Annotated in this window: 10 protein-coding genes; 3 read left to right on the top strand and 7 right to left on the bottom strand. The window is 40.6% G+C overall.

Translation table 11 applies throughout. The features are described from left to right. Nucleotides 1-256 precede the first annotated feature (256 nt). Complete coding sequence (locus G3O08_RS17625) at nt 257-727, bottom strand: RES family NAD+ phosphorylase (protein ID WP_163286779.1); 471 nt, start codon at nt 725-727, stop codon at nt 257-259. Beyond that, nucleotides 727-1,224 (bottom strand): antitoxin Xre/MbcA/ParS toxin-binding domain-containing protein, encoded by a 498-nt coding sequence (locus G3O08_RS17620; protein WP_163286778.1) that lies wholly within the window; start codon nt 1,222-1,224, stop codon nt 727-729. The genes G3O08_RS17625 and G3O08_RS17620 overlap by 1 nt, the downstream gene beginning before the upstream one ends. A gap of 1,580 nt (nt 1,225-2,804) precedes the next feature. Here G3O08_RS17620 and G3O08_RS17615 point away from each other — a divergent pair. Then, the gene (locus G3O08_RS17615; RefSeq protein ID WP_163286777.1) at nt 2,805-3,113 is read left to right on the top strand and encodes a hypothetical protein; all 309 of its coding nucleotides are present in this window, start codon (nt 2,805-2,807) and stop codon (nt 3,111-3,113) included. Here the strand turns inward: G3O08_RS17615 and G3O08_RS17610 are convergent. From G3O08_RS17610 to G3O08_RS17600, 3 genes are all read right to left on the bottom strand, one after another. After that, the gene (locus tag G3O08_RS17610) at nt 3,074-4,168 is read right to left on the bottom strand and encodes a HigA family addiction module antitoxin (protein ID WP_163286776.1); all 1,095 of its coding nucleotides are present in this window, start codon (nt 4,166-4,168) and stop codon (nt 3,074-3,076) included. The genes G3O08_RS17615 and G3O08_RS17610 overlap by 40 nt on opposite strands. Nucleotides 4,169-4,180: 12 nt before the next feature. Beyond that, nucleotides 4,181-4,501, bottom strand: coding sequence for a type II toxin-antitoxin system RelE/ParE family toxin (locus G3O08_RS17605; RefSeq protein ID WP_163286775.1), 321 nt, complete (start codon nt 4,499-4,501; stop codon nt 4,181-4,183). A 1,188-nt stretch (nt 4,502-5,689) separates the two neighbouring features. Further along, complete coding sequence (locus tag G3O08_RS17600; protein WP_163286774.1) at nt 5,690-5,983, bottom strand: hypothetical protein; 294 nt, start codon at nt 5,981-5,983, stop codon at nt 5,690-5,692. 318 nt (nt 5,984-6,301) lie between these two features. Between G3O08_RS17600 and G3O08_RS17595 the strand changes: the two genes are divergently transcribed. Both G3O08_RS17595 and G3O08_RS17590 read left to right on the top strand, forming a co-directional pair. Next, nucleotides 6,302-7,753 carry an MBOAT family O-acyltransferase gene (locus tag G3O08_RS17595; RefSeq protein WP_163286773.1) on the top strand — a complete coding sequence of 484 codons (1,452 nt, stop codon included), beginning with the start codon at nt 6,302-6,304 and terminating at the stop codon, nt 7,751-7,753. 12 nt (nt 7,754-7,765) lie between these two features. After that, nucleotides 7,766-8,665 carry a hypothetical protein gene (locus G3O08_RS17590; protein ID WP_163286772.1) on the top strand — a complete coding sequence of 300 codons (900 nt, stop codon included), beginning with the start codon at nt 7,766-7,768 and terminating at the stop codon, nt 8,663-8,665. A 1,515-nt stretch (nt 8,666-10,180) separates the two neighbouring features. Here the strand turns inward: G3O08_RS17590 and G3O08_RS17585 are convergent. Next, a complete protein-coding gene (locus G3O08_RS17585) occupies nt 10,181-10,564 on the bottom strand; it encodes a HipA N-terminal domain-containing protein (RefSeq protein ID WP_163286771.1) in 384 nt (127 codons plus the stop codon). Then, nucleotides 10,561-11,577 (bottom strand): HipA domain-containing protein, encoded by a 1,017-nt coding sequence (locus G3O08_RS17580; RefSeq protein ID WP_163286770.1) that lies wholly within the window; start codon nt 11,575-11,577, stop codon nt 10,561-10,563. Before G3O08_RS17580 ends, G3O08_RS17585 begins: the two co-directional genes overlap by 4 nt. Between the last annotated feature and the right edge of the window lie 749 nt (nt 11,578-12,326).

Raw genomic sequence — 12,326 nt, 5'->3', positions numbered from 1 at the left:
GTGGCTTTGAATTTTGAATTGTGAATTGTGAATTTTGAATTGCGAGGGGTGGCTTTGAATTTTGAATTTTGAATTGTGAATTTTGAATTACGAGGGGTGGCTTTGAATTTTGAATTTTGAATTTTGAATTTTGAATTTTGAATTGTGAATTGTGAATTACGAAGGATTAATTACGAATTGTGAACTTTTAATTAGGAATTTCGATCTTGACGCTGGCTTACGAGATTTCATTCAGATTGAAGAGTATGGTGGAAATTTAACCGCGTTTATTCTTTTTTAATCTTTCATTAATAGCTAGTTGAATAAACTCAACGATTTCAACTTTTCCAAAATCTTTGTATAAGGGATTCAGAATGATATTCGATTCCAAATTTACAATTGTCGAAGGAACGCGCAGCGCAAATAGATTTCTATCTTTGGCTAAGTTGGTGAAGATTGAAGTTGTTGTGGAAGAGTAAGGGTAGTGATTCCATTTATCGGGAAGATTATTCAAATCGGAAATTAAAAATTGATCAGGAAATTCAATTTTGGCAACTAAAATTTCTTTGGGTAAATAAGCAATGTTGCCGGAATGCACGTAATATTCGAGTAGTGCCAAAGAGATATTCTCGGAGCAATATACTGCTCTTGTGCCAACTTCATTCCAACGTCCACCAACTTTTTCAGCACCAATTCCCGAAAGAGTCTTGTCCTTATACCTGGCGTTAGCAATTCTATAAACGATCATTAGCTATAGACATTATACCGGATCCTAACGATCTCGCTTTCTACCATTTCAAATCCAAGACTACTATCCAATAAATCAAATGGCTTTTTATTGCCAAGAGATCTTGACGGGGTCATTAACCAATTCTTAAAATCATCCTTGGTATCAAATACATCATATCCCAAGCCAAACAATCTTGCCAATTCGTAGATTCGCTCTGAAGTTTCCTTGCCATACACCGTTTTCTGTTGCATACTACTTATTGATGTCGGTAAGATGTTTTCAAATTCCTTTTCGGTTGCTCCAATATTACGAATCAAGGCTTTCCAATCCGTTTTCTTTACACCAATCCGAATGCGTTTAATGATCTCAAGTTTAAAATCAGGAGAATATTTGGCGTTACCAACAACCCATGTGGGTGAAAATTTGGTTGAACGAGTGGGGGTGTTTATAGAAGCTGCAACCGTAGTTGCCCGTGTACTTTTAGACAATCGTTTTGATGTTGGCTTTGTGCTCATGATTGTATTTTTACAATTTGACGTACGTAAATATACAACAATATGATTTAATAGGGGAATATTTATATGTGCTGATTTGTGGATTTGTACCGTTTTTCTTTTTGATGTTGAAAAATGAATGAGCGTATTAGAGGCGCGAAGCATCGCGCCTTTACACGCGCCATTCTATTTAACGGGGTTGGTGTTGTCATCATTTTTGAATCCCGGTAAGAACATGTTTTCATTCCAAGGTAAATTACGTTTTGAATGCTGTTTCCGGTGGGTAATGAATCATCAAAAATGCCGCCAACACCATGGCAGACTACGAACCTTTACTGCTACAAACATGCGACCCTTACAGGGTCGGTGGTTAACATGCTAACATCTTTTTCGATAAATATTCGATCTTTCCAAGGGCGGCTGACATGAAACTTTATATGGTTTGTTGATTTCGAAAATGATGAGGGAACGTAGGTGTTGTTTTTCACACGTGTTTATTTTTTAATGGTGTTCAAGAGATCGCTTCTTAGTTGTCACCATTTTTGAATCCCGGTAAGGACGTATTTTCATTCCAACGTAGGTTACGTTTTGAATGCTGACGGTTTTCATTTTGATGTTGAACAATGAATGGGCGTATTAGAGGCGCGAAGCATCGCGCCTTTACACGCGCCATTCTATTTAACGGGGTTGGTGTTGTCATCATTTTTGAATCCCGGAAATAACATGTTTTCCAACGTAGGTTACGTTTTGAATGCTGTTTCCGGTGGGTAATGAATCATCAAAAATGCCGCCAACACCATGGCAGACTACGAACCTTTACTGCTACAAACATGCGACCCTTACAGGGTCGGTGGTTAACATGCTAACATCTTTTTCGATAAATATTCGATCTTTCCAAGGGCGGCTGACATGAAACTTTATATGGTTTGTTGATTTCGAAAATGATGAGGAACGTTGGTGGTGTTTTTCACATGGGTTTATTTTTTAAAGGTGTTAAAGAGAACGTTTTGTTGTCATCATTTTTGAATCCCGGTAAGGACATATTTTCATTCCAACGTAGGTTACGTTTTGAATGCTGACGGTTTTCATTTTGATGTTGAACAATGAATGGGCGTATTAGAGGCGCGAAGCATCGCGCCTTTACACGCGCCATTCTATTTAACGGGGTTGGTGTTGTCATCATTTTTGAATCCCGGAAATAACATGTTTTCATTCCAACGTAGGTTACGTTTTGAATGCTGTTTCCGGTGGGTAATGAATCATCAAAAATGCCGCCAACACCATGGCAGACTACGAACCTTTACTGCTACAAACATGCGACCCTTACGACCAGAGGGAGTCCGTATGCGCCGCGTTGAGGTACTCGAAATGGACAGGGTCGGTGGTGAACATTCGGATATCTTTTTCGATAAATATTCGATCTTTCCAGGGACGGCAGATATGAAACTTTGTTTGCCGCAGGGCGGATGCCCAGCGGAGCGACGCGACATATCATCTGCTTCGTAGTTGTATACATATTCGACTCCTCCAGGGACGGCAGATATGAAACTTTGTTTGCCGCAGGGCGGATGCCCAGCGGAGCGGGGTAAATTACGTATTGAATGCTGTTTCCGGTGGGTAATGAATCATCAAAAATGCCGCCAACACCATGGCAGACAACGAACCTTTGCTGCTACAAACATGCGACCCTTACAGCGTCGGTGGTCAACAATCCAATATCTTTTTCGATAAATATTCGATCTTTTAAAGGGTGGGCTGCAATGGAACTTCGTTCTGCCGCCGCAGCGCAGATCTTGGATCAAGCCGAAGGCATGATGCTGCGGAGCGGGTTTCGCTTTGCGGGGGCGCTTGCCCAGCGTAGCGGGGACCGTTATTTCATTTTCTTATCTATCGAAGTTTTCATCGCGTAGTAATCCATTTCGTAGCAAACCCGGCCTAACAAGATGGCGGGATTAATTCTATGTTCATCTCCCAGAGCTATAATTTTTTCGTCGTTGAGTGGGAGATGATTTTCTGATATATCTTGCCAGATGTGTTTGGGAATCAATTTTTCTTGAGCGTAAGTATCGGCCTCGTTCTCGCATTTGTCCAAATTCTGCTTTCTAGTTAAGTCCATAAATTTTCTGTCCTTATCATTTCTCAAATGCAAATCAATATGTCCAATTTCGTGCATAATTGTAAATGCAAAATTGTCAATCCGATTATATCTCAAAGTCAAGGCAATTACCGGATTTCTCTCTGACCAAAATGAAAATCCGTCAATAGGTGCTTTTTCTAGTTTGTTAATTAGCAACATTTTAACTCCGAATTGATTCAGAGCAGCTTTAACTCTTTCTGGTGTACCGGAGTTTTCGTAGAATATGTTATTCAGATTTAAACAGAGTTGATTTAGGTTGTCAAATTTAAAAGTATTCGCTTTCTGATTTTTAGCTTCATATTGAGCTAAAGCACTCCAGGCGAACATGTTTTTGTCATCTATTTTTAATTTTTCTGACTTGCGATAATAGGCAAATTTATCTTCAGAAAAAGAGGTTACCAGCCCATCAATAGTTTCTACATCATAAATATTCTTTATTGTTTTAATGTCACTTTCAATGTCATCATTTAGGTAATTGTGTTTTTTTAAATACCGGACCGGAACATATTCTTTTATAATGCTCCATTGTTCAATATTCTTTACTTTTTTGAGGTTTTTTTGTTTAACTCTTGCTTTATCAATCTCGTATTGAGACTGAAATTTCATCCAATAGTCTGCTGAAATACCGAGTATCTTTTCTAATAAAATTGCGATATCGGCGGTTACCGGTCTTTTTCCTTTGATTATTTCATTTAAGAATGATGGTTGCACCCCTAATTCCATAGCCAATATTTTTTGGGTTAGTTGAGGTGTCGCGTCTAATTCATCTTTAATTAGCACTCCAGGATGTGTTGCTTGTGCTGGTATTAAAATTTTGTTTGTTTCCATCTTTGCGCGTATTTACTTGTAGTGATTACTCAATTCAATAATTGAGCATATTGTAATGGTGTTCCGTTCTTCGCCTTCCTCAGTAGTGATAAATTCTATTCGATATTTGCCATCTACTCTTACAGATTCTAATCCTTTTTTATCTCCGATCAGCCTTTCATAATTCAGGCTTTTAATAGGATATAACTCTTCTGTATTTTTTGCGACTCTTAATTTATCTATCGTTTGTATATATTTCTTGATAAGTTTTGGTTGAAACCTATGTTTTTTGCTTCGAGCCCTGCCGTCTTCATACAGTTCTTTCAGGTAGTCTTTCTCGAAATTTATTTCCATAGTTTTCCTTTGTCACAGTGCGAAGATACAAATAAACGCAAAATAGTTCACTAAATAAGTGAATTTATAAACCTGTGGTATTAACTTTTGGCAGACTACGAACCTTTATATCTACAAACATTCGACGCCTACGACCAACGGGAGTGAGTATGTACGACCGGAGGGAGTCCGTATGCGCCGCGTTGAGGTACGAAGCGATCTCACCGAAGGTAAATGGACAGCGTCGGTGGTCAACATCGACGCGAAGCTTTTGAGACGTCACGCGTTATGCGACGTTTTTTTTTAAATGGTGTGGTCATCATTTTTGAATCCCGGTAAGAACATGTTTTCATTCCAAGGTAAATTACGTTTTGAATGCTATTTTGGTGGTTAATGAATCGTCAAAAATGCCGCCAACACCTTGTTAATCTACCAATCGTTATTCTACAAACATGCGACACCTACAGCGTCGGTGGTTAACATGCTAACATCTTTTTCGATAAATATTCGATCTTTCCAAGGGCGGCAGATATGAAACTTTGTTTGCCGCAGGGCGGATGCCCAGCGGAGCGGGTTCCAAGGTAAATTACGTTTTGAATGCTGTTTTTGGTGGTTAATGAATCGTCAAAAATGCCGCCAACACCATGTTAATCTACCAATCGTTATTCTACAAACATGCGACACCTACAGCGTCGGTGGTTAACATGCTAACATCTTTTTCGATAAATATTCGATCTTTCCAAGGGCGGCTGACATGAAACTTTGTTTGCCGCAGGGCGGATGCCCAACGGAGCGACGCGACATATCATCTGATTCGTAATTGTATACATATTCGACTTCTCGAAGGACGGCAGACATGAGTCTTTGTTTGCCGCAGGGCGGATGCCCAGCGGAGCGGGGTAAATTACGTTTTGAATGCTGTTTCCGGTGGTTAATGAATCGTCAAAAATGCCGCCAACACCTTGTTAATCTACCAATCGTTATTCTACAAACATGCGACACCTACAGCATCGGTAGTTAACATGCTAACATCTTTTTCGATAAATATTCGATCCTTCCAAGGGTGGAATGAAATGAAACTTCGTTTGCCGCAGGCGCATGCCCAGCGTATCTGAGATCAAAGCTGGATTCCGCAGCAGCACAGATGCTGCGGAGCGGGGTAGCACCGTATTAGCGATTAGCCTTCCTACAGGTTGCTTTATAAATATTCTACCTCGTCAATGTAGATCCAATATTTAACGTAGCAGTGCTGTAGGCACGATAGTTATTGTAGCCCCGGATTTTAATCCGGGGTACAAGTTGGTAAATAGAGTCGGGTAGTGCTGTAAGTACGACAGTTTTTACCTTATGATAATTGCCTTTTTTAATGTCGTGTCTGTTTACGAAACGGCGCAGGTCTTTAGATCCCGCTTTGCGGGGGTTGATACCCAGCGCAGCGGAGATCAAAGCTGGATTCCGCAGCAGCACAGATGCTGCGGAGCGAGAAGTTGGATTCCGCAGCATTGCAACTTAGTGCAACGATCTCATGACCGTAGGGAATAAATGCCGCGGAGCGGGGAAGTTGGTGGAGAGGGTCATTTGCTAAGATCTTGGAATAGGCCAGATCCCTCACCCCATCCCTCTCCCAGAGGTAGAGGGGGGTTGCTTATTGAAAGCTGTGGGCGGTTGGGATGAGACTCCGACTGCCGCAGGGCGCATGCCCAGCGGAGCAGACTTGGTGGCAAAAAACAAACAACGGTGTTTTAAAACACAGTTTAAGTTCGTAGGTTCGCGCGTCTAAAAACCAAAAACCAAAAACTAAAAACAACAAGGCCATAGGCAATGCTCTTCAACTCCTTAGATTTCGCAATCTTCCTACCGATAGTCTTTCTGCTATTCTGGTTCGTAACTAAAACCCGAAAGCAGCAGAATGGCCTTATCGTACTGGCGAGTTATGTGTTTTATGGCTGGTGGGACTGGCGGTTTCTATCGCTTATTCTGTTTAGCACCTTAGTAGATTACACCATCGGACTCCAAATGGGCAAGACCGAAAGGGTGAGTAAAAGGAAGGTGCTGCTGTGGACGAGTCTGCTGGTAAACCTGGGGCTGCTGGGGTTTTTTAAGTACTACAACTTCTTTGTCGATAATTTCATTACCGCTTTTTCATTCTTTGGGCACGATTTTCAGGCGGGCACGCTGAACGTTATTCTGCCGGTGGGGATTAGCTTTTATACTTTTCAAACCCTTAGCTATACCATTGATGTGTATAGAAGGCAGCTGGAGCCCACGCGCGATTTTATGGCCTTTACGGCTTTCGTTAGCTTTTTCCCGCAGCTGGTGGCCGGCCCCATCGAGCGCGCCACACACCTGCTCCCCCAGTTTTTTACCAAAAAGAAGTTTAGCTACCCCGAAGCGGTTGATGGGATGCGGCAAATTCTCTGGGGACTTTTTAAGAAGGTGGTCATAGCCGATAACTGCGGAGCCTACGCCGATATTATTTTCAATAATTCGGATCAGTACAGCGGCTTAACACTAGTCTTGGGCGGTGTATTCTTTGCTTTTCAGATTTACGGCGATTTCTCGGGATACTCCGATATTGCTATTGGTACCGGGCGTCTATTTGGTTTCAGGTTGATGCAAAATTTCGCTTTTCCGTATTTCTCGCGCGATATTGCAGAATTCTGGCGGCGGTGGCACATTTCGCTTAGCACCTGGTTTCGCGATTACCTGTATATCCCCTTAGGCGGTAGTCGTGGCTCTATGGCCAAAGTGGTGCGCAATGTGTTTATCATATTTCTGGTAAGCGGGTTCTGGCACGGTGCCAATTGGACTTTTGTGATTTGGGGAGGTCTGAATGCCATTTACTTTTTGCCACTTTTATTATTTGGCAAGAACCGCAGAAATCTGGATGTCATTGGCCAACATGGTTTTCCAAGCTTTCGCGAAATTGCCGGAATGGTTGGAACGTTTGGACTTACGGTCATTGCGTGGATATTTTTTAGGGCAGATAGTGTTGGTCATGCGTTCGGGTATATTGCCGGGATTTTTACAAAGGAATTCTTTGTACTTCCTTCTATACAAATGAGTACCTATACTATCTTTCCAAAAACTGAAATACTGTTGGTTGTAATCTTCATTGTTATGGAATGGCTGGGCAGAGAAAATGCATATACTCTTGAAAAAATGGGCCATTCATGGAAGCGAGTGTACAGATATGCACTGTATTATGTAATTATTTTCGCAATATTCTTCTTTGGCGGTCAGAAGCAGGAATTCATCTATTTTCAGTTTTAGGCTATGAGAAAAATGTTCCGGAAACTAGCGCTGTTCATTATTCCAATTCTGATTTATTGTATCGCAGCAATGATTTTTATGCCTGATGTATTGTCCATTCAATATGGGCCAACTACCAAACAGGAAATTCATCAGTCGTTTAAGAATTCACTAAGTAGAGACTACGAGTTATTGATTTTGGGAAATAGCCGACTTTATAGAGGTCTTAATCCGGATAGATTCTATTGCCAGACTTTCAACTTCTCTCATGATAACGATACCTATAACCAGCTTTACTTCAAACTGAAATATGTACTTGATAACGGTAAGGTTTTCAATAAAGTAATTCTTGGTGTTGACTATCATCAATTTAGTTTTAAATCTGACACAAGAAATTATGTTTACGGCGATTTATTAGGTGCCGATTATATGAATGATTATCCCGAAGGTAATTTGCTGCTCCAAAAAATAGATTATTATTTAGGCAATGTAAATCCAATGAAGCTGCGTGGACTAAAGCGAGTAGAAGACAAGCCGTTTCAGCGTGAAAACGGACAGTTTATAAAACCCGGAAAAGCAAAAGAAACAAACACAGTAGAAAGAGATCTAACCCGGCTTGATTTTCAAGTAAACTATTTTAAAAAGATCATTGATTTGTGCAGGGCAAATGGTATTACCGTGTTTATGGTAATGCCTCCTTTGCGGGAAAATGAACTAAAGGCACATACGCCCGCCGAACGAGAGTTGTTTAATTCGTTCATCAATGATTTTGTGGATAATAAGCAAGTGTTTTACTTTAATTACAGCAAAAATCATGATTTTAAAATGACTGACTTTACAGATATTACTCATTTTAATGAAGCTGCCGCAAACCGATTTTCAGAGATACTTAGTGAGGATATATTTGAGTTGACGAAAACAGCTCATCAATAGTTGAAATTGTGTATCACACCTTTGCCTATTGATTAATAAGGAGTAAAGAAATAAATGAAGCGTTTCATCAATCGCTTTTTAGTTAGAATAGTGCACTAAGATGGAGAAGAGTTTTGGTGCACAATGTTTCAAATATGCACGGAGGGAGCATCCTGTCCATTTACCTTCGGTGAGATCGCTTCGTAAGTGCGAGTACCTCAACGCGGCGCGTACGGACTCCCAAATGGTCGTACATACGCACTCCCGTTGGTCGTAGGGGTGCAATATGTGTAGTATCGTACGTTTCTTGACGTCCGTCCGCCGGTGAATGATTTGAGTTTATATTTAAATTTTTAATCCGGCGGGGTGAATATGGTTTGTTGGTTGCGACATTAATGATGCAACGTCGTTGGTGTTTTTCACACGTGTTTATTTTTTAATGGTGTTCAAGAGATCGCTTCTTAGTTGTCACCATTTTTGAATCCCGGTAAGGACATATTTTCATTCCAACGTAGGTTACGTTTTGAATGCTGACGGTTTTCATTTTGATGTTGAACAATGAATGGGCGTATTAGAGGCGCGAAGCATCGCGCCTTTACACGCGCCATTCTATTTAACGGGGTTGGTGTTGTCATCATTTTTGAATCCCGGAAATAACATGTTTTCATTCCAAGGTAAATTACGTTTTGAATGCTATTTTGGTGGTTAATGAATCGTCAAAAATGCCGCCAACACCTTGTTAATCTACCAATCGTTATTCTACAAACATGGGACACCTACAGCGTCGGTGGTTAACATGCTAACATCTTTTTCGATAAATATTCGATCTTTCCAAGGGTGGAATGAAATGAAACTTCGTTTGCCGCAGGGCGGATGCCCAGCGGAGCGGGGCGACATATCATCTGATTCGTAGTTGTATACATATTCGACTTCTCGAAGGACGGCAGAGATGAGTCTTTGTTTGCCGCAGGGCGGATGCCCAGCGGAGCGGGGCGTATTAGAGGCGCGAAGCATCGCGCCTTTACACGCGCCATTCTATTTAACGGGGTTGGTGTTGTCATCATTTTTGAATCCCGGTAAGAACATGTTTTCATTCCAAGGTAAATTACGTTTTCTGTGCTGTTTTTGGTGGTTAATGAATCGTCAAAAATGCCGCCAACACCTTGTTAATCTACCAATCGTTATTCTACAAACATGCGACCCTTACAGGGTCGGTGGTTAACATGCCAACATCTTTTTCGATAAATATTCGATCTTTCCAAGGGCGGCAGATATGAAACTTTGTTTGCCGCAGGGCAGATGCCCAGCGGAGCGACGCGACATATCATCTGATTCGTAGTTGTATACATATTCGACTTCTCGAAGGACGGCAGAGATGAGTCTTTGTTTGCCGCAGGGCGGATGCCCAACGGAGCGGGGCGGGGGGCGGTCTAAGGAAAAAACGGTTTCTATAAGGACGAACGCAAAAGCCAACAGCTAAAGGCCAACAGCTAAAAGCTAAAAAAACTCAACGTTCTTCTGCCGGTGGGAAATTCATTATACTAATTCGTAAGGATTTGAGACTGATTTTCGTCCAAATCGTTTTAGTAGGTCAAACTCATTATTCTTGATATGTTCTTTTTTGATCGTTTCTATGATGGCTGGCTGTTTTAATCCGGGAATTCGGATTTGAAAAAAAGGCCATAACTCATTAGATTTATACTCTTTATCTAATTTTGGAAAGCCAACAATAGAGTGGAATTCATTCTGATTCTGAAATTCATCGGAATATTTGAATGTCCATTCACCATTTGTACAAGTCAAAAAACCAATAACTAAATCATTTAATTTAAGTGTCATTTGCCCAACCTGCTCCATTGGCGCAAAGTCATGAGGGGCATCACCTTTAGAAAATAACTTGTTAAATATTCCTTGTATCATGATATTAATTCTCGCGTCGTTTTAAATCTCCGTTTAAGTAACTGTTCAATTAAATCTTGCCGCTCTCTAATCATAAAGCAACAACAATCATTCCTGAATCTCTCCAGAACTTCCCTCTCATTAGATTCTGAACACAAATCGATGACCACAGCCTTATACCTAGCATCAGTAGCTATAATATACTCTATTAGCTCAAAATGGTTAGCATTCTTATTACTTTCTATACTAACTCTAGGCTGTGATACTTTCGAATATTTCTCTATTTTTCTGCTATTGGGATTGCTTAATAGGGAATGAAAGTGTCTAATTTTTTCATCACTTTGATTCCAAAACAACCCTCTAGCCGAATCATAAACGGGAGCAAAGATAGGCATTTTCACACTACGACGTGTATTTGCGATAACACCCCAATTATAAAAATGTCTATCATTATTTCCTATGAGACAATCGAAAACCAGCATTCTTACAAATTCAAGTTTTAATTTAAACGAATGACTTTTGAATATCTTATCTAAGGCTTCACAAATAAATTCAAAGGTGAAAAATTCCCGAGCCGTATTTTTATCACCTGCAATTTCGTTTGCGAAAACGCGATCATTTAAGTAATCACCGCAAATTTCTGCTCCATGAAGTAGAATCTCATCCTTTTTGAGGAAATATTTGCTGAAAAAACGAATCTGACCATTACAATAAACCAATTCAGATTCATTCATTTTGAGACCCAGCGTCTCTCCTAATTTGTTTATTGTAAACTCAGTAATAGACTCGATGGGATACCACTTTTCAGCCGTTTTCGCGATATACTTGTACCATGAACTACTGTTCTTTTTGTGAAATTTATTTGATTTAGAATAAAAATAAGCACTTACAAACTCTTTAGGCGCATCCCCATCAAGGGTTTGAGGGATGACATAGTAATTTGACTCCTTAAGTTGTCTAATCTTATTTAGACCAATAATGTCTCCAGAGCAATTTTTCGAACCCTCAACTCTCAATTTTGATTTCAAATCCATTGAGCCTGAAATTACAAAACATATGTTTCTTTGACAAGCGTTTTCAAAAAAAACCAACAAGGTTCAACTTGATTTAAGCCTACGACCAACGAGAGGCCGTATGCGCCGCATTACTTGCTTCGCTGCATTTCGACTGCGCTCAATGACCACGTGAAAGCGCTGCGCTAAGTTGAGGTACTCGCACTTAGCGAAGCGATCTCACCGACGACCTTTTGGGAGTACGCATGTAAGGTAAATGGACAGCGTCGGCGATTAACATTCGGGTATCTTTTTCGACAGATATTGGACCTCTCCAAGGTAGATTCAATATTTAACGTAGCAGTGCTGTAGGCACGATCGTTATTGTAGCCCCGGATTTTAATCCGGGGTTAAATATCAATCACGTTCATCCGCCCCGCTAAGGCGGGATCTGCAACCTGCGGTTTCGACCGGTGAATGTGATTGGTTTATATTTTGAAATTTATACCCCGGCGGTCTGGATACGATTTGTTGATTGCGACATTAATGATGCAACGTCGTTGGTGTTTTTCACATGTGTTTTTTTTTCAACGGTGTTAAAGAGAACGTTTTGTTGTCATCATTTTTGAATCCCGGTAAGAACATGTTTACATTCTAAGGTAAATTACGTTTTGAATGCTGACGGTTTTCATTTTGATGTTGAACAATGAATGGGCGTATTAGAGGCGCGAAGCATCGCGCCTTTACACGCGCCATTCTATTTAACGGGGTTGGTGTTGTCATCATTTTTG

It is taken from the genome of Cryomorpha ignava, assembly GCF_010686655.1.
Taxonomy (GTDB): Bacteria; Bacteroidota; Bacteroidia; order Flavobacteriales_D; family Cryomorphaceae; genus Cryomorpha; species Cryomorpha ignava.
The sequence above is the reverse complement of the archived record's forward strand: the minus strand, read 5'-3'. Positions and strand labels throughout refer to the sequence as shown.

Excerpts from the sequence above, each read along its gene's own strand:
- G3O08_RS17610 (WP_163286776.1), bottom strand. The coding sequence starts at position 4,168 with ATGGAAACAAACAAAATTTTAATACCAGCACAAGCAACACATCCTGGA.
- G3O08_RS17595 (WP_163286773.1), top strand. The coding sequence starts at position 6,302 with ATGCTCTTCAACTCCTTAGATTTCGCAATCTTCCTACCGATAGTCTTT.
- G3O08_RS17600 (WP_163286774.1), bottom strand. The coding sequence starts at position 5,983 with ATGCTGCGGAATCCAACTTCTCGCTCCGCAGCATCTGTGCTGCTGCGG.
- G3O08_RS17605 (WP_163286775.1), bottom strand. The coding sequence starts at position 4,501 with ATGGAAATAAATTTCGAGAAAGACTACCTGAAAGAACTGTATGAAGAC.
- G3O08_RS17580 (WP_163286770.1), bottom strand. The coding sequence starts at position 11,577 with ATGGATTTGAAATCAAAATTGAGAGTTGAGGGTTCGAAAAATTGCTCT.
- G3O08_RS17625 (WP_163286779.1), bottom strand. The coding sequence starts at position 727 with ATGATCGTTTATAGAATTGCTAACGCCAGGTATAAGGACAAGACTCTT.
- G3O08_RS17590 (WP_163286772.1), top strand. The coding sequence starts at position 7,766 with ATGTTCCGGAAACTAGCGCTGTTCATTATTCCAATTCTGATTTATTGT.
- G3O08_RS17620 (WP_163286778.1), bottom strand. The coding sequence starts at position 1,224 with ATGAGCACAAAGCCAACATCAAAACGATTGTCTAAAAGTACACGGGCA.
- G3O08_RS17585 (WP_163286771.1), bottom strand. The coding sequence starts at position 10,564 with ATGATACAAGGAATATTTAACAAGTTATTTTCTAAAGGTGATGCCCCT.
- G3O08_RS17615 (WP_163286777.1), top strand. The coding sequence starts at position 2,805 with ATGCTGTTTCCGGTGGGTAATGAATCATCAAAAATGCCGCCAACACCA.